The sequence below is a fragment of the Actinosynnema sp. NPDC053489 genome (assembly GCF_044544865.1).
Taxonomy (GTDB): domain Bacteria; phylum Actinomycetota; class Actinomycetes; order Mycobacteriales; family Pseudonocardiaceae; genus Actinosynnema.
On sequence record NZ_JBITXT010000007.1, the window covers coordinates 296959 to 315641 of the forward strand.

Below are 18683 nucleotides of genomic sequence, written 5' to 3' on the forward strand. Positions count from 1 at the left end.
GTGCAAACCTACTTCAGCTGATCCGCGGTGTAGTAGCCGCTGTCGACGAGCACCTTCTGGTAGTTGCCCTTGTCCACGATCACCGACTCGAGCAGGTACGACGGCACGACCTTCTTGCCGTTGTCGTAGTCCTTGTCGTTGTTGACCTCGGGCTTGTCGCCCTTCAGCACGGCGTCGGCCATCTTGACGGTGGTCGCCGCCAGCTCGCGGGTGTCCTTGTAGATCGTCGAGTACTGCTCGCCCGCGATGATCGACTTGACCGAGGCGACCTCGGCGTCCTGGCCCGTGACGATCGGGTACGGGTTGCCGGCGGTGCCGTAGCCGCTGCTCTTGAGCGCGGACAGGATGCCGATGGACAGGCCGTCGTACGGCGACAGCACGCCGTTGACCTGCGCGCCGCCGTAGGTCGAGGTCAGCAGGTCCTCCATGCGCTTCTGGGCCGTGGCCGGGTCCCAGCGCAGGATCGCGACGGTCTTGAAGTCGGTCTGGCCGCTCTTGACCACCAGCGTGCCCTTGTCGATGTAGGGCTTGAGCACCGACATCGCGCCGTTGAAGAAGAACGTGGCGTTGTTGTCGTCGGGCGAACCGGCGAACAGCTCGATGTTCAGCGGGCCCTTGGCCTCGCCCGGGCTGCCGTCGGCCTTGATCACCTTCAGGCCGGTCAGCAGCGAGGTCGCCTGCTGCACGCCAACCTTGAAGTTGTCGAAGGTGGCGTAGTAGTCGACGCTGTCGGTGTTGCGCAGCAACCGGTCGTAGGCGATGACCGGGATCTTCGCGTCCTCCGCCTGCTGCAGCTGCGAGGTGATCGCGGTGCCGTCGATCGAGGCCACGATCAGCAGCTTCGCGCCCTTGGTGATCTGGTTCTCGAGCTGGTTGGCCTGCGTGGGGATGTCGTTCTCGGCGTACTGGAGGTCGACCTTGTAGCCCTTCTCCTCCAACGCCTTCTTGATGTTGTCGCCGTCGTGGATCCAGCGCTCGGAGGACCGGGTCGGCATGGTGACGCCGACCAGCGCGCCCTCCGTCGAGCCGGACTGCTGGTCGACGGTCTTCTCCGCCGACCCGCAGGCGGCGAGCATCAGGCCGGCCGCGGTGGCGGCGGCGATCCGCGGAAACCTCATCGTTTCTCTCTCCCTTGGTGGTGGTGCTCTTGCCCGGGTCGCACTGGCCCCGGATCCCGCTAGCGCAGGCCCTGCGCGAGTCGGAAGTACGCCTGGTTCCAGCGCAGGCGGTCGCCGAACGACGCGGTCGTCGTGTCCCGGTCGATGACCACCAGCTCGGTGTTCACCATGGTGGCGAAGTCGCGCAGCACGTCGGCTCCCACCGCCTGCGTCATCACGGTGTGGTGCGGACCGCCCGCGGTCAGCCACGACTCGGCCGAGGTGGACAGCGACGGCGCGGGCTTCCACACCGCGCGCGCCACGGGCAGCTTCGGCAGCGGCTCGTCCGGCGGCACGACCTCGACCTCGTTGGCCACCAACCGGAAGCGCTCGCCCAGGTCGGCCAGGCCGACGACCACGGCGGGCCCGGCGGCGGCGTCGAACACCAGCCGCACCGGGTCCTCGCGGCCGCCGATGCCCAGCGGGTGGATCTCGCACGACGGCCGGTCGGCCGCGATGGTCGGGCACACCTCGAGCATGTGCGCGCCGAGGATCTTCGGCTCGCCCGGCCCGAAGTGGTAGGTGTAGTCCTCCATGAACGACGTGCCGCGGCCCGTGCCCGCGCCCATCGCCTTCACGGCGGCCAGCAGGGCGGAGGTCTTCCAGTCGCCCTCGCCGCCGAAGCCGTAGCCCTCGGCCATCAGCCGCTGCACGGCCAGGCCCGGGAGCTGCCGCAGCCCGCCCAGGTCCTCGAAGTTCGTGGTGAACGCGCCGAAGCCGCCCTCGGTGAGGAACCGGCGCAGGCCCGCCTCGATGCGCGCGCCGTAGCGCAGCGACTCGTGCCGCTCGGCGCCCTTGTGCAGCTCGGGCGCGAGCCGGTAGGTGTCGGCGTACTCGGTGACGAGGACGTCGACCTCCTCGTCCTCGACCGCGTCCACCACGGCGACCAGGTCGTTCACGCCGTAGGTGTTCACCGACACGCCGAAGCGCAGCTCGGCCTCCACCTTGTCGCCCTCGGTCACCGCGACGCCGCGCATGTTGTCGCCGAACCGGGCCAGCTTCATGCCGTTGAGGTGGCTGTATCCGGTCGCGGCGCGCACCCAGCCGTCGATCCGGTCGGCCAACCGCGGGTCGCTCGCGTGGCCGGCCACGGTCTTGCGCGGCACGCCGAGCCTGGTCTGGATGAACCCGAACTCGCGGTCGCCGTGGGCGGCCTGGTTGAGGTTCATGAAGTCCATGTCGATGGTCGACCACGGCAGGGCCTCGTTGAGCTGCGTGTGCAGGTGCAGCAGCGGCTTGCGCAGCGCGTCCAGCCCGGTGATCCACATCTTCGCGGGCGAGAAGGTGTGCATCCACGCGATCACGCCGATGCACGACGGGTCGCCGTTGGCCGCGAGCATCACGTCGCGGATGGCGGCGGTGTCGGTCAGCACCGGCTGCCACACCACCTCGGCGGCGACCCGGCCCGACTCGGTGAGCATCCGCTGGATCTGCTGCGACTGCTGGGCGACCTGTTCGAGCGTTTCCGGGCCGTAGAGGTGCTGGCTCCCGGTCAGGAACCAGACCTGCGGCTTCCCAGCAGGCGACATGCGGGTCTCCCCTCGTGGGCTCATTGCCCGTAGACGTTCTGGTAACGGGCGTACAGGCTGTCGACGTGGTGCTGCTCGATCGGCTGGGGCGAGCCCAGCTGGTGTGCGAAGTGGACGGTGCGGGCCACGTCCTCCAGCATCACCGCGGCCTTCACCGCCGCCCGCGCGTCCTTGCCGACGGTGAACGGGCCGTGGTTGCGCATCAGCACGGCGGGCGACCGGCTGGCCCGCAGCGTCTCCACGATGCCGCGGCCGATCGAGTCGTCGCCGATGAGCGCGAACGGGCCCACCGGGATCTCGCCGCCGAACTCGTCGGCGATCATGGTGAGCACGCACGGGATCGGCTCGCCGCGCGCGGCCCACGCCGTGGCGTACGGGGAGTGCGTGTGCACCACGCCGTTCACCTCGGGCATGTGCCGGTAGACGTAGGCGTGCGCGGCGGTGTCGGAGGACGGCGCGTAGTCGCCCTCGACGAGCTCGCCGTGCAGGTCGGTGACGACCATGGCCTCGGGCGTCAGCTCGTCGTAGGACACGCCGGACGGCTTGATGACCATCAGGTCCTGTCCCGGCACGCGGGCCGAGACGTTGCCCGCGGTCCAGATGACCAGCTCGTAGCGGGTCAGCTCGCGGTGCAGGTCGGCGACCGTGCGGCGCAGGTCTGCGATGGCGGACACCGGCTACTCCCCCTTCGCGGCGCGGCGGCGCGCCTTCAACCGGTGCATGACCTCGTTCTGGCCGCGGCCGAAGTAGTCGTGCAGCTCCTGGTACTCCACGAACATCCGCTCGTAGGCCTCGACGTTCTCCGGGATCGGCAGGTACGCGCCGCGCTTGATGGAGCCCATGGCCTTGGCGGCGGCGTGGATGTCGTCGTACGCGCCCGCCGCGACGGCCGCGTGCATCGCCGAGCCGAGCGCCGGGCCCTGCTCCGAGCCGATCACCGACAGCGGCAGGTTGGTCACGTCGGCGTAGATCTGCATCAGCAGCGGGTTGCGCAGCAGGCCGCCCGCGATCACCAGCTCGGTCACCGGGATGCCCGCGTCGGTGTAGGAGTCCACGATCACCCGCGTGCCGTACGCGGTGGCCTCCAGCAGCGCCCGGTAGGTGTCCTCGGCGCGGGTGGCCAGCGTCTGGCCGACGACCACGCCCGACAGCTCGTGGTCGACCAGCACCGAGCGGTTGCCGCTGTGCCAGTCCAGCGCGATCAGGCCGTGCTCGCCGATGCGCTGCCGGGAGGCCAGCTCGGTGAGCAGCTCGTGCACCGAGATGCCGCGCTCCCGCGCCTGCTCGTGGTACTCGGCGGGCACGTTGTGCTCCACGAACCAGGCGAAGATGTCGCCCACGCCGCTCTGGCCGGACTCGTAGCCCCACAGGCCGGGCACGATGCCGCCGTCCACGACGCCGCACATGCCGGGCACGTCGGCCAGCACGTCGGCGTTCATCACGTGGCACGTCGAGGTGCCCATGATCGCGACCATCTGGCCGGGCTCGACGGCCCGCGCGGCGGGTGCGGTGACGTGCGCGTCGACGTTGCCGACCGCGACCGCGATGCCCGGCCTGAGGCCGGTCCACCCCGCGGCCTGCTCGGTGAGCCCGCCGGCGCGGTCGCCGAGCTGGCCCAGCGGGTGGTCCAGCTTGTCGGCGACGAAGCCCGCGAAGTCGGGGTTGAGCGCGGACAGGAAGTCGGTGGACGGGTAGCCGTCCTGGTAGATGCCCTTGTAGCCGGCGGTGCAGGCGTTGCGCACGTAGACGCCGGCGAGCTGCCAGACGATCCAGTCGGCGGCCTCGACCCAGTGGTCCATCGCCGCGTACACCTCGGGGGCCTCTTCGAGCAGTTGCAGGCCCTTGGCGAACTCCCACTCCGAGGAGATGAGGCCGCCGTAGCGGGGCAGCCAGCTCTCGCCGCGCCGGGCGGCCAGGGCGTTGATTCGGTCGGCCTGCGGCTGGGCCGCGTGGTGCTTCCAGAGCTTGACGTACGCGTGCGGGTCGCCGGCGAACTCCGGCAGTTCGTTGAGGGGCGTGCCGTCGGCCTTGACCGGGATCATCGTGCACGCGGTGAAGTCCGTGCCGATGCCGATCACGTCGGCCGGGTCGACACCGGCGGCGGCGATGGCCGCGGGCACGGCGTGCTTGAGGACGTCGACGTAGTCCTGGGGCACCTGCAAGGCCCAGTCGGGGGGCAGGGGGCGCCCGTCGGGCAGGGCGCGGTCGAGCACGCCGTGCCGGTAGTCGTGCACCGCGGTGCCCAGTTCGAGGCCGTCGCGCACCCGCACGACCACCGCGCGGCCGGACAACGTGCCGAAGTCGACACCCACCACCAATGGATCGCTCGCCATGGTGAGGAGTGTTATCGCTAACATTCACGGCGTCAAGACCTGCCCGCAACGTGGTCTTAAACAGTTAGTGAGCGTGCACAAAGACGGTGTTCAGCGTGGTGCGGGCGACTGCGGTGCCACCCCAGCCTAGGCGCGTCGGGGGCGACCGCGGGACCGCAGATGCGCGCAATGGCCACGAAACTGTTGCGGCGGCGGCTCATCGCGCCACGACCGGGGGAACGGTACCCGTCCACCGACCCGATCCCTCGACCGGCACACCACCACCCCGACCGGAGGGGGACCGACCGGGCACACCACCCGAACCACACCAAACCGCCACGATCCGGCCGGCCCGCCTCGAACCCACCGCACCGACCGCCACCAACGCCACCACGCACTGCCACTGCACCGACACGTCTCGCACGCACCAACACGCCACGCCACGCACCGCACCGCACCGCACCGCACCGCACCGCACCGCACCGCACCGCACCGCACCGCACCGCACCGCACCGACACGGCATCACATCCGGCGTCGACCGACCGGGAGGGCCCTCCCGACCGACACCGCCCGACCGACACCGCCCGACCGACACCGCCCGACCGACACCGCTCAACACACACGGCCCAAGCCACACGGCCCGACCCACACCGCTCGACCGGCACCGCGTCGCCCCGAGGCCGGGCCGCAGCTCACCGCCCACCCCACCGGGCGGGCGGTGGGCCCGGCTCACCCCGTCACTGGGTGGGCGGTGCGACGCTGTCCCGCTTCACCAGGGTCGGCGCGACGGTGCGCTGCGACGCGCCCACGTCGCCGTCGCCCACCTGCGCCAGCAACAGCTCCAGCGTCTCCTTCGCGACCGCGTGGAAGTCCGGCCTGATCGTCGTCAGCGGCGGGATGAAGTAGGCCGCCTCCGGCACGTCGTCGAACCCCACGATGCTCACGTCGTGCGGCACCCGCCGCCCCCGCTCGCTCATCGCCCGCAGGATCCCGAGCGCCAGGTGGTCGTTCGCCGCGAAGATCGCCGTGACCTCCGGCATGCGCGCGAGCATCTGCCCCGCCCGGTACCCCGAGGCCGCGCTCCAGTCCGCCGGCACGACCGGCGGCACCTCCAGGCCCGCCGTCTCCAGCGCCGACCGCCAGCCCCTGATGCGGCCGAGGCTGTCGAACCAGTCCGACGGCCCCGACACGTGCCACACCGTGCGGTGGCCGGCTTCCAGCAGGTGCGTGGTGGCCGCGAACGCCCCCGCCGCCTGGTCCACCGTCACCAGCGGCGTGGAGCGCTCCGGGTCGCCGTCCACCGTGACGAGCGGGATGCCGGCGGAGACGTCGCCGACCGCGTCGTTGGCCGACGCGGTCGGCGCGATGACCACTATCCCGGCGACCCGCTGGTCGCGGTGGCGCTCCACGGCGTCGGAGATGGAGTTGCGGTCCAGCACGTTCACCCGGCCCACGCTCACCGCGAACCCGGCCTCGGCCGCCGCCGCCTCGAACGCCGCCAGCAGCGACGCCGGGCCGTAGAGGGTCGAGTTCTGCGCCACCACGCCGATCAGCTGGGACCGCCCGGTCACCAGCGCGCGGGCCGCCTTGTTGGGCCGGTAGCCCAGTTCGGCGATGGCCGCGCGCACCCGCAGCCGGGTCTGCTCCCGGACGTTGGGGTGCCCGTTGAGCACCCGCGACACCGTCTGGTGCGAGACCCCGGCGAGCCGGGCGACGTCCGTCATCGCGGGATCGCGCGAGGTCTTGTGCTCCACTACCGCCCCATCTCCCCTGGTCGACATGCCGCCTTCGTTCTCGATGTTAGCGATAACACGCCCTGATCACCGCGAAGGCGCTCATGGTCCATTGTCCACCAGAGACCGTTCCCACCAGCGCAGGACGCGTCGGGTCACCCGAAAAGTCGCCCGCTCCCGGGCTCGTCGGCGCGGCCACCCGGGCGAGGTGGCCGCCGCCGGGGTCAGGGGAAGGCGGCCCGCACCCGGTCCAGTTCGGCCCTCGTCACCGGCAGCACGGTGCCGTGGCGGGGCCTGCCGGGCAGTTGGTAGCCGGTGGCGGGGGTCCACTTGCCGGAGGCCAGGTCCGTCGTCTCGAACGGCACGTAGCCGCGGCCACCGAACTCGTCGAGGAACAGGTACCAGCGGTCCTCGGTGTTGGACTTGAACACCGTCGGTCCCTCGCCCTGGTTGATCGAGCCCTTGCCGATGCAGTCCGCGACGAAGTCGTACGAGGTGTCGCGCAGCTCGGTCGACCTCTCCGCGAGGATGAACTTGCTGCACGGCGTGCTGGACGTGTTGTTCCGCTCGTCCTTGGTGAACCGGTAGTACTCGCCGCCGTGCTCGATCACGGTCGAGTCGATCACCGAGTAGCCCGGGTCGACCCACACCGCCGGCTCGCTGAACGTGCGGAAGTCCCGCGTGGTCGCGTACAGCATCTTGTTGTAGGTGTTGCCGGTGTGCCCGGGGTCGTCGGCCGCGTACAGCTTCGAGGCCCAGAAGACGACGTACGCGCCGATCGACCGGTCGTAGTACGCCTCCGGTGCCCACGTGTTGCCCGCGGCTTCCGGCGAGACCCGCACGTGGCGCTGCCGACCCCAGTTGACGAGGTCGGTGGACTCCCACACCTCGATGTAGCGGCTGCCCTTGCGCTGCACCAGGTCCCAGTCGCCGTTCCCGTGCACCTTCAGGTCGGTGGCGACGAGGTAGAACCTGTCGCCCTCGGGGGACCGGATGAGGAACGGGTCGCGCACGCCCTTGTCGCCCAACGACGACGTGAGCACGGGGTTGCCCTGGTTCAGCTCGTCCCACTTCAGCGGGTCGTTGCCCCGGCTCGCGGCGAAGTGCACCTGCTCGCCGGTGGCCGAGCCCTCGCCCGTGAAGTAGCCGAACAGGTACCCCTCGTAGTCCTGCCGCTGCGGCAGCGGGGTGACGGTCACCTTGAACTTCTTGCGCGTCGTCTCCCGGCCCGACCGGATCTCGGCGGTCAGCTGCACCTTGACGGGCTTCTGCCCGAACGCGGGCCGCGTGACCTCCCCGGTGGTCGTGACGACGTCGGGCTTGGCGCTCTTCCACGTGATCGACGTGCCGTGCGGACCCGTCGCGGGCAGGGTGATGTTGCCCCGGATGTCGTCGGGGTCCCACACGACCAGCGCCGCGTCGGCCTCGGCCACCTTCTCGTCGTCGGTGAGCTGCGGGCGCACGGTCACCCGGAACTCCCTGGTCTGCCCGAACGCGGTCGCGGTGAGGGTGGCGGTGACGGGCGCCGCGCCCGCCGCGGGACGGGTGACGACGCCGGCGGCGGACACCGCGGCCGGGTCGCTCGACCGCCAGGTGATCGTGGAGCCGTACGGCCCGGTGACCGGCAGGGCGAGGTCGTCGGTGACGGCGGACAGGTCGCCCAGGTCGATCGCCGCGAGGTCGCGCCGGCCCTTCTCCTCGTCGGCGACGAACCCGAGGTCGTGCGCCTCGGCCGCGGTGAGCGCGCGGTCGTACAGGCGGAAGTCCCGGACCGCGCCCTTCAGGTGGCGGTCGCCGCTGTAGACGGAGCGGCCGATGTGGTTGGCGGTCGTCGTGCCGCCGCCGATCGCGGCCGGGGTGGTCGTGACGCCGGTGCGGCGGGCGACCTCGACGCCGTCCTCGTACAGCACGGCGGTGCCGCCGCCGAGCGTGTAGGTCAGCGTCTTCCAGACGCCCCGGGCCAGGTCGCGGCCTGCGGTCACGGTCTGCTCGGTGGACCAGTTGCCGGTGGCGATGGACGACCGGTAGGCGTTGCCGGTGGTGAACAGGTAGCCGTTGCCCGCCGTGCCCGCCGAGTTGCCCAGGCCGTAGACGAAGTACGGCGTCGCCTGGTCGGGCGCGATGCGCACCTGGATCGAGACACTGACCTCGGTCAGTCCGCGCAGGACGTTGTCGGGCAGTTTCACGTGACCGTTCACGCCGCCCAACTGGAGCCCTTCAGCACCGCCCGGCGTGGCGTCGCCGATAACGGTTGCGTTGCGACCTCCGCCCGAGGTGTCGGCTGCGACCGCGCCTTCGGTTTCGGTGAGGGGGTAGTGCAGGACGAGGCCGTCGGCGGCCGACGCCGGCGGGGTGATCGAGGCCGCCGCTGCCAGCGCCGCGACGGCCGTCGCGACGAGGGTGCGTGGGCGATGGCGGAGGGTGGCCATGTGGGGGCGTCGCTCTCGTCTGCGCGCGGCGCGAAGCCGCGGAGGAACAGGGCATCCGGAGGTATGGGTGGGCCGCATCACAAAAGTGAGCGCTAACATACGACTGCCCTAACAAACGTGTCAAGGATGCAAAGTTGACGTTTCCGAGGGGTTGACGAGCCGATTGTGAGCGTTCACTCTTGTGCCCCAGGTGACCACCGTCACGCGGTTCGCCGTCCCGTCAGTGTCTCGGGTTCACACGGAGGAAGACCAGTGTTCAAGAAGATCTCGACCGCCGCCGCCGCGGTCCTGTTGGCCGCGTTGACCGCGTGCGGGTCCGGTGGGTCCGGGGACGCGGGGTCGTCCGGCACGCCGAACGCCAACGGCGACGGCAAGATCACCATGGGCTTCGCCCAGGTGGGTGCGGAGAGCGGCTGGCGCACCGCGAACACCAAGTCGGTGCAGGAGTCGGCGGCCAAGGCCGGGATCGAGCTGAAGTTCTCCGACGCGCAGCAGAAGCAGGAGAACCAGATCAAGGCGATCCGCTCCTACATCCAGCAGAAGGTCGACGTGATCGCCTTCAGCCCGGTGGTGGAGACCGGTTGGGACACGGTGCTGCTGGAAGCCAAGCGCGCCAACATCCCGGTGATCCTGACCGACCGCGCGATCGACTCCGACGACACGTCGCTGTACAAGACGTTCCTCGGCTCGGACTTCGTGGAAGAGGGCAAGAAGGCGGGCGAGTGGCTGAAGGCCAACGCCGCCGGCGCGAAGAACGTCGTCGAGCTGCAGGGCACCACGGGCGCGGCGCCGGCGATCGACCGCAAGAAGGGCTTCGAGGAGGCCATCGCGGGCTCCGACCTGAAGATCGTGGCCACGCAGACCGGTGACTTCACGCGGTCGGGCGGCAAGCAGGTCATGGAGGCGTTCCTCAAGTCCGTGCCGCAGATCGACGTCGTCTACGCGCACAACGACGACATGGGCCTGGGCGCGATCGAGGCCATCAAGGCCGCCGGCAAGGTGCCCGGCAAGGACATCAAGATCATCACCGTGGACGCGGTGAAGGACGGCATGACCGCGCTGGCCGCCGGTGAGATCAACTTCATCGTGGAGTGCAACCCGCTGCTGGGCGACCAGCTGATGGACCTGGCCAAGAAGGTCGTGGCGGGCGAGGACGTGCCGCCGCGGGTGGTGACCGAGGAGACCACGTTCACCTCGGAGCAGGCCAAGACCGAGCTCCCCAACCGCAAGTACTGATCCCAGGCCGCGGTCCCCGCCACCCCCGGGTGGCGGGGACCGCACTCAGTCGTCCGATTGTCGGTTCCGCCGACGTCGTGTGAGGGGAGTTGTCCGGTGACCGAGCCGGTCGTCGACATGCGGGGCATCTCGGTGGAGTTCCCCGGCGTGAAAGCCCTGCAGGAGGTGGATTTCCGGCTGTTCCCCGGCGAGGTCCACGCGTTGATGGGCGAGAACGGGGCGGGCAAGTCCACGCTCATCAAGGCGCTGACCGGGGTGCACCCGCTCGCGGCGGGCGAGATCCGCTTCGAGGGTCGGTCGGTGTCGTTCCACGGTCCCGCGCAGGCCCAGGCCGCCGGGATCAGCACGGTGTACCAAGAGGTCAACCTGTGCGCGAACCTGACCGTGGCGGAGAACATCCTGCTCGGGCGGGAACCGCGCAGGTTCGGCCGCATCGACGGCAGGGCGATGCGCGCCCGGGCCGCCGAGATGCTGGCGCGCATCGGGTTGCGCATCGACCCGGGTTCGGTGCTGGAGAGCCACCCGATCGCCGTGCAGCAGCTCGTCGCGATCGCGCGCGCGGTCGCGGTGGACGCGCGGGTGCTCGTGCTGGACGAGCCGACGTCGAGCCTGGACGCCGACGAGGTCGCGGAGCTGTTCCGGATCATCCGGGTGCTGCGGGACGAGGGCGTCGCGGTGCTGTTCGTGACGCACTTCCTGGAGCAGGTCTACGAGATCTCCGACCGGATCACCGTGCTGCGCAACGGCAGGTTGGTCGGCGAGCACGCCACCGCCGCGCTGAGCCGGATCGACCTGGTGTCGGCGATGCTCGGCCGCGAGATGGGCCTGCTGGAGGAGATCGAGCGCCGGTCGGGCACGCCGGGCGAGCCGCTGCTGGTCGCCGAGGGGCTGGGCCGCAAGGGCTCCGTCGCGCCGTTCGACCTGGAGATCCGGGCGGGTGAGGTGGTCGGCCTGGCCGGGCTGCTCGGCTCGGGCCGCACGGAGGTCGCGCGGCTGCTGTTCGGCGCGGACAAGGCCGACTCGGGCCGGGTCCTGGTGGACGGCAAGCCGCTGCGGCTGACCGGTCCCCGGGCCGCCATCGAGGTCGGCATCGCGTTCTCGTCCGAGGACCGCAAGGCCGAGGGCATCGTGGCCGACCTGAGCGTGCGGGACAACCTGATCCTGGCGATGCAGGCGGCGCGCGGGTGGGCGCGGCCGGTGCCGCGCAAGCTCGCGGACGAGCTGGTGGCCAAGTACATCGAGCTGCTCGACATCCGACCCGCCGACCCGGACCGGGCCGTGGGCAACCTGTCGGGCGGCAACCAGCAGAAGGTGCTGCTGGCGCGGTGGCTGGTGACCGAGCCGCGGCTGCTGATCCTGGACGAGCCGACGCGCGGCATCGACGTCGGCGCCAAGGCGCAGATCCAGAAGGTCGTCGCGGACCTGGCCGCGACGGGCATGGCCGTGGTGTTCATCTCCGCCGAGCTGGAGGAGGTGGTGCGCGTGTCCGACCGGGTGGTGGTGATGCGCGACCGGCAGAAGGTGGCCGAGTTGGACGGCGAGGCGGGCGTGGACGACGTGATGGCGCTCATCGCCGGCGGCGACCACGGGCTGGACGAGAACGTGGAGAAAGCGGTGGCGTCGTGAAGAACCGACTACTCTGGCCGGTGCTGGCGCTGGTCGCCCTGCTGGTGCTGAACGTGGTGGTGACGCCGACGTTCTTCAACCTCCGGCTGCAGGACGGGCACCTGTTCGGCAGCCTGATCGACATCCTGCGCAACGGCGCGCCCACGCTGCTGATCGCGCTGGGCATGACGCTGGTGATCGCGACCCGGGGCATCGACCTGTCGGTGGGCGCGGTGGCGGCGATCGCGGGCGCGGTGACGTGCACCTACATCGCCTCGGGCGGCAACGCGTGGGCCGGCATGGGCCTGGCGCTGCTGCTGTGCGGGGTGCTGGGGCTGTGGAACGGCTTCCTGGTGTCGGTGCTGGGCATCCAGCCGATCATCGCCACGCTCGTGCTGATGACGGCCGGGCGCGGGGTGGCGATGCTGATCACCGAGGGGCAGATCGTCACGGTCGACTCGCCGACCTACCGCGAGGTGGGCGCCGGGTTCCTGGTGCTGCCGATCGCCATCCTGATCAGCCTGGCGGTGCTGGGCCTGGTGGCGCTGGTGACCCGGCGGACCGCGCTGGGGCTGCTGATCGAGTCGGTGGGCGTGAACCCGTCGGCGTCGCGGCTGGCCGGCGTGCGGGCGCGGACGATCATCTGGACGGTGTACGTGTTCGCGGCCCTGTGCGCGGCCGTGGCCGGGTTGATGATCAGCTCCAACGTGAGCGCGGCGGACGCCAACAACGCGGGCCTGTGGATCGAGATGGACGCGATCCTGGCCGTCGTGATCGGCGGCACGTCGCTGGCGGGCGGCCGGTACTCGCTGACCGGCACGCTGCTCGGCGCGTTGATCATCCAGACGTTGACGACGACGGTCTACACGATCGGCATCGCGCCGGAGATCACGCTGGTGTTCAAGGCGATCGTGGTGATCGCGGTGTGCCTGGTGCAGGCCCCGCTCCGGATCCGGGTCAGGCAAGGGGTGCCCGCGTGAAGCAGACAGCAGTGGTGGAGCCCGAGGTCACCGCGGGCGCGCCGGGTCGGCCGCGCGGCGGCCTGGTGAGCGTGCCGAAGCGGTTCCTGCCGGTGATCGCCACGTTCGTGGTGTTCGTGGCGACGTTCGGCGTCGGCTCGGTGCGGTACGAGGGGTTCGCGTCCGGGCAGGTGGTCGCGAACCTGTTCATCGACAACGCGTTCCTGATCGTGCTCGCGGTCGGGATGACGTTCGTGATCCTGACCGGCGGCATCGACCTGTCGGTCGGGTCGGTGGTGGCGCTGTCGACCATGATCGCGGCGGCGATGCTGCGCGCGGGCTGGCCGGCGTGGCTCGTGGTGGTGACCGTGCTGGCGGTCGGGTCCGGGCTGGGGCTGGCGATGGGGTGGATCATCCACCGGTTCGGCGTGCAGCCGTTCATCGTGACGCTGGCGGGCATGTTCCTGGCGCGCGGGCTGTGCTTCGTGATCAGCGTCGAGTCGGTGTCGATCAAGGACCCGACGTTCCGCGACGTGGCGACGGGCACGATCGAGCTGCCCGGCGGCGTGACCATCACCTACGGCGTGGTGATCGCGCTGGTGGCCGTGCTGGCCGCGGTGTACGTGCTGCACCTGACGCGGTTCGGGCGCACGGTGTACGCCGTGGGCGGCAGCGAGTCGTCGGCGCGGCTGATGGGCCTGGCGACCACGCGGGTGAAGATCGGCGTGTACGTGATCAGCGGGTTCTGCTCGGCGCTGGGCGGGTTGCTGTTCAGCCTCTACATGCTGTCCGGCTACAGCCTGCACGCGGTCGGCATGGAGCTGGACGCGATCGCGGCCGTCGTCGTGGGCGGCAGCCTGCTGTCCGGCGGGGTCGGGTTCGTGGTGGGGTCGGTCGTCGGCGTGCTGGTGCTGGGCACGATCCAGACGTTGATCTCGTTCGAGGGCACCCTGTCCTCGTGGTGGACCAAGATCGTGATCGGCGCGCTGCTGCTGGCGTTCATCGCGTTGCAGCGGGTCATCGTCCGCCGCACCTGAGGACCGGGGCGGGCTCGGCTCCCCGCCGAGCCCGCCCGGCTCCGTCCTCCCGGCCCCGTGCGGGGAATCCCGGGACGTTCCCGCAGTACGGCCGCGCCGCCGAACTGGCGCTCCCCTGCCCACCGCCGCCGCCCCCAGCCGCCGCCGCACCCCAGCCGCCGCCGCGCCCTCGCTGCCCCGCTCAGCCGCCGGGCCCTTGCCGCCGCGCCGCTGCCGGCCGCCGCCGCTGCTCCCCCAGCCTGCCGCACCCTCGCCGCCGCCCAGCCCACCGCGCCCTCGCCGCCGCACCTCCGGCCACCGCCGCCCGGCCACCGCCGCCCGGCCACCGCCGCCCGGCCACCGCCGGCCCACCGGCCGCTTACCCAGCCGCCTTCGGCCCTCCGGCCCGCCGGCCCATTGGCCGCCCCAGCCGCCGCACTCCGCCGGCCACCCCCCACGGTCGCACCCCGTCGGCCACGTCAACGGCCGGACTCACCGGCCGGAATCCGCCAGCCACCTCCGTCGGCCACTTTCCTCGGCCACCTCTGCCGGCCACCTCTATCGGCCACCTCTGCCGGTCCCGGCCGTCGCGTGACGGCTCCCCTCGCGAACGCGTCAGGCACCCGTGCCGAAGCCTGCGCGGAAACCGCCCCACCGCCGTGACCACCGCTCCGGGTCCCCCTCCCACCTGGAGAAACGGCCGCGCTGGTCCGGATGGCGCAAGGGCCTGCCGACCCGTTGACTTTCCGGCCGCGCCTCTGCAACCCTTCGAACCGCTTACGCAAGAAATCGACAAGTGTCCGGAACTTTCTGACAACCGCCCGGAACAGCCCTAAGAGAAGGGCCCGCACGACGATGTCAACGACGACACGCGCCCGTTCACGCCTCGCCGCCTCCCTGCTCGCCGCCCTGTCCCTCACCGCGTTCACCCTGAGCCCCCCTGCCGCTCAGGCCGCGCCGACGGCGGGGGTGCTCGACCTCGGCAAGCCGACCCGCATCGACCAGGTCCACCTGTCCCTGCCGGACGACGACAGCACGTTCGCCGTGCAGACCAGCCTCGACGGCAAGGGTTACGCCACCCTCGTGCCCCCCGCCCCGCGCCGGGGCGACGAGCAGACGTTCGAGTTCGACCCCACGCTGGTGCGCTACGTGCGCGTCGACGGCGCGCGGGTCCAGGACATCGAGGTCCGCCCGGCCGCCGACGTCGCCGCCAAGCTCGCCGCCACCTACACCGCGAGCAGCCAGGCCGACGTCTACCAGCCGGCCAACGTCGGCGACGGCAACCAGGCCACCTACTGGGAGAGCGCCAACAACGCGTTCCCGCAGTGGCTGCGCGCCGACCTGGGCGCGGCGGTCAAGGTCGACCGCCTCGTGCTCAAACTCCCGACCGCGAACTGGGGCGCGCGCACGCAGACGTTGGCCGTGCAGCACAGCACCGACGGCCAGAACTTCGGCGACCTGGTCCCCTCGGCCCAGTACGCGTTCAACCCGACCGCGAACAACACGGTGACGATCCAGTTCACCGCCGTCACCACCCGGTACGTGCGGCTCTGGGTCACCGGCAATACCGCCTGGCCCGCGGCCCAGTTCTCGGAGTTCGAGCTGCACGGCCCGAGCACCGGCGACACGCAGCCGCCGTCCGCGCCGACGAACCTCGCCTACACCTCGCCGCAGTCCGGCCAGATCCGGCTGACCTGGTCGGCGTCCACCGACAACACCGGCGTCACGGGCTACGACGTCTACGCCAACGGCGCGCTGCGCACCAGCGTCCCCGGCACGGTGCTGACCTACACCGACTCGCAGCCCGACGGCGTCGCGGTCACCTACCACGTGATCGCCAAGGACGCGGCGGGCAACCAGTCCTCGCCCAGCAACCAGGTGACCCGGCCCGGCACCCCCGGGAACGGCACGAACCTGGCCAAGGGCAAGCCGATCACGGCCAGCTCCCACACCTTCACCTTCGTGGCCGCGAACGCCAACGACGACGACGTGACCACGTACTGGGAGGGCGCGACCTACCCGAACACCCTGACCACGCAGCTCGGGTCCAACGCCGACCTCAGCTCGGTCGTGCTCAAGCTCAACCCCTCGTCCGCCTGGGGCACCCGCACCCAGAACGTCCAGGTGCTGGGCCGCGAGCAGAGCGCCTCGGGCTTCACCAGCCTGGTGGCGGCGCGCGACTACACGTTCAACCCGGCCACCGGCAACACCGTCACGATCCCGCTGTCCGCGCGGGTCGCGGACGTGCAGCTGCGCATCACGTCCAACACCGGCGCGCCCGGCGGCCAGGTCGCCGAGTTCCAGGTGTTCGGCACGGCCGCGCCCAACCCGGACCTGACCGTCACCGGCACGTCGTTCACGCCGACCAGCCCGGTGGAGACCACCCCGATCACGCTGTCGGCCACGGTCCGCAACGCGGGCACGGCGGCGTCCGGCGCGACCGACGTGACGTTCTTCCTGGGCGACGAGGCCGTGGGCACGGCGCAGGTCGGCGCGCTCGCGGCCGGCGCGTCGGCGACCGTCACCGCGGACATCGGCCCGCGCGGTTCCGGCTCCTACCAGTACACCGCGAAGGTGGACGAGACGAAGAAGGTCGTGGAGCAGAACGAGGCCAACAACGCCCGCCTGCACCCGAGCGCCCTCGTCGTCACGCCCGTGCCCAGCTCCGACCTCGTGGGCGCGCTGAGCTGGTCGCCGAACAACCCGGCCAACGGCCAGAGCACCACGTTCACCGTCGTGCTGCGCAACGAGGGCTCGATCGCCACGACCAGCGGCGCGCACGGCGTCACCTTCACGCTCGTCAACGCCGCCACGGGCGCGACCGTGCGCACGTTCAGCGGCAGCTACACCGGTGCCATCCAGCCCGGCCAGTCGGCGTCGCCGATCACCCTGGGCACCTGGGCCGCCGCCAACGGCAAGTACACCCTCCGGACCGACGTCGCGGTCGACGGCAACGAGATCGCCGCGCGGCAGGCCAACAACGTGACCACGCAATCGCTGTTCGTGGGCCGCGGCGCGAACGTGCCGTGGGAGCACGTCGAGGCCGAGGACGCCGTCACGGCGGGCGGGGCGCAGAAGATCGGCCCGAACCGCACCATCGGCGACCTGGCCGGCGAGGCGTCCGGGCGGCGCGCGGTGACGCTCAACAGCACCGGCGCGTCGGTCGAGTTCACCACCAGCGGTTCGACCAACACCCTCGTGACCCGCTTCTCCATCCCCGACGCGCCGGGCGGCGGCGGCATCAACGCCACGCTGAACGTCTACGTCAACGGGTCGTTCCACAAGGCCCTGGACCTCACCTCGCGGCACATCTGGCTCTACGGCAACGAGGCGAGCCCCGGCAACTCCCCCGGCGCGGGCGGGCCGCGGCACATCTACGACGAGGCGAGCGTGATGCTGAACGGCACGTTCCCCGCCGGCACGAAGGTCAAGCTGCAGAAGGACGCGGCCAACACCACCAACTACGCCATCGACTTCGTCGACTTCGAGAACGCGGTGGCGCAGGCCAACCCCGACCCCGCCCGGTACGTCACGCCCACCGGCTTCACCCACCAGGACGTGCAGAACGCGCTCGACAAGTTCCGCATGGACACCAGCGGCAACCTGGTCGGCGTCTACCTGCCGGCGGGCACGTACACCACCTCGCAGAAGTTCCAGGTGTACGGCAAGCCGGTCCGGGTGGTCGGCGCCGGGCCGTGGTTCACCAGGTTCGTCGTGCCGACCACGCAGGAGAACACCGACGCGGGCTTCCGGGCCGAGCAGTCGGTGAACGGCTCGACGTTCAGCGGGTTCGCGTTCTTCGGCAACTACACGTCCCGCATCGACGGTCCCGGCAAGGTGTTCGACTTCGCCAACGTCTCGAACATCACCATCGACAACATCTGGGCCGAGCACGTGGTGTGCCTCTACTGGGGCGCGAACACCGACTTCATGACGATCAAGGACTCCCGCATCCGGAACACGTTCGCCGACGGCATCAACATGACCAACGGCAGCACGGACAACCGGGTGGCCAACATCGAGGCCCGCTCCACCGGTGACGACAGCTTCGCCCTGTTCTCCGCGATCGACGCGGGCGGTGCGGACGAGAAGAACAACGTCTACGAGAACCTGACCTCGACGACCACGTGGCGCGCGGCGGGCCTGGCCGTCTACGGCGGTTTCCTCAACACGTTCCGCAACATCTACGTCGCGGACACGTTGACCTACGCCGGCGTGACGATCAGCTCGCTGGACTTCGGCTACCCGATGAACGGCTTCGGCCCGGAGCCGACGACGTTCAGCGGGCTCACGCTGGTGCGCACCGGCGGGCACTTCTGGGGCGCGCAGACGTTCCCGGGGATCTGGATGTTCTCGGCCTCCAAGCCGTTCCGGGGCATCCGGGTCAACGACGTCGACATCATCGACCCGACCTACGCCGGGATCATGTTCCAGACGAAGTACAACGGGTCCACGCCGGAGAACCCGGTCCAGGACACCGTGCTGACCAACATCTCGATCTCCGGCGCGCGGCTGAGCGGAGACGAGTTCCAGGCGAAGTCCGGCATCGGGGTCTGGGCCAACGAGATGCCCGAGGCGGGTCAGGGGCCCGCGGTCGGCTCGGCGACCTTCAACAACCTCCGGTTCGGCAACAACGTCGAGAACATCCGCAACCGCACCTCCACCTTCACCATCACCGTCAACCCCTGACCGGCACCACCGCGAGG

General features: G+C 70.8%; 11 protein-coding genes. 5 read left to right on the plus strand and 6 right to left on the minus strand.

Going from position 1 to position 18683, the window contains the following annotated elements:
- Positions 1-8: 8 nt before the first annotated feature.
- The 6 genes from chvE to ACIGNX_RS18585 form a co-directional block, all read right to left on the minus strand.
- On the minus strand, positions 9-1118 hold the full coding sequence (gene chvE, locus ACIGNX_RS18560; protein WP_396541551.1) for a multiple monosaccharide ABC transporter substrate-binding protein: 1110 nt from the start codon (positions 1116-1118) through the stop codon (positions 9-11).
- Positions 1119-1177: 59 nt separating this feature from the next.
- Complete coding sequence (gene araA / locus ACIGNX_RS18565) at positions 1178-2686, minus strand: L-arabinose isomerase (RefSeq protein ID WP_396541553.1); 1509 nt, start codon at positions 2684-2686, stop codon at positions 1178-1180.
- 20 nt (positions 2687-2706) lie between these two features.
- Positions 2707-3360, minus strand: coding sequence for an L-ribulose-5-phosphate 4-epimerase (locus ACIGNX_RS18570; protein ID WP_396541555.1), 654 nt, complete (start codon positions 3358-3360; stop codon positions 2707-2709).
- Between the two features lie 3 nt (positions 3361-3363).
- Positions 3364-5019, minus strand: coding sequence for a ribulokinase (araB, locus tag ACIGNX_RS18575; RefSeq protein WP_396541557.1), 1656 nt, complete (start codon positions 5017-5019; stop codon positions 3364-3366).
- A gap of 717 nt (positions 5020-5736) precedes the next feature.
- Positions 5737-6780, minus strand: a complete 1044-nt coding sequence (locus ACIGNX_RS18580) for a LacI family DNA-binding transcriptional regulator (protein ID WP_396541559.1) — start codon at positions 6778-6780, stop codon at positions 5737-5739.
- Between the two features lie 176 nt (positions 6781-6956).
- The gene (locus ACIGNX_RS18585; RefSeq protein ID WP_396541561.1) at positions 6957-8930 is read right to left on the minus strand and encodes an immunoglobulin-like domain-containing protein; all 1974 of its coding nucleotides are present in this window, start codon (positions 8928-8930) and stop codon (positions 6957-6959) included.
- A 483-nt stretch (positions 8931-9413) separates the two neighbouring features.
- Between ACIGNX_RS18585 and ACIGNX_RS18590 the strand changes: the two genes are divergently transcribed.
- From ACIGNX_RS18590 to ACIGNX_RS18610, 5 genes are all read left to right on the plus strand, one after another.
- Positions 9414-10397, plus strand: coding sequence for an ABC transporter substrate-binding protein (locus ACIGNX_RS18590; RefSeq protein ID WP_396541563.1), 984 nt, complete (start codon positions 9414-9416; stop codon positions 10395-10397).
- 117 nt (positions 10398-10514) lie between these two features.
- Positions 10515-12023 (plus strand): sugar ABC transporter ATP-binding protein, encoded by a 1509-nt coding sequence (locus ACIGNX_RS18595; RefSeq protein ID WP_396541938.1) that lies wholly within the window; start codon positions 10515-10517, stop codon positions 12021-12023.
- The gene (locus tag ACIGNX_RS18600; protein ID WP_396541565.1) at positions 12020-12982 is read left to right on the plus strand and encodes an ABC transporter permease; all 963 of its coding nucleotides are present in this window, start codon (positions 12020-12022) and stop codon (positions 12980-12982) included. The genes ACIGNX_RS18595 and ACIGNX_RS18600 overlap by 4 nt, the downstream gene beginning before the upstream one ends.
- 62 nt (positions 12983-13044) lie before the next feature.
- Positions 13045-13998, plus strand: coding sequence for a galactofuranose ABC transporter, permease protein YjfF (yjfF, locus tag ACIGNX_RS18605; protein WP_396541940.1), 954 nt, complete (start codon positions 13045-13047; stop codon positions 13996-13998).
- Between the two features lie 834 nt (positions 13999-14832).
- Entirely contained in the window at positions 14833-18666 is a 3834-nt protein-coding gene (locus ACIGNX_RS18610) for a discoidin domain-containing protein (RefSeq protein WP_396541567.1), read from the plus strand.
- Positions 18667-18683 lie beyond the last annotated feature (17 nt).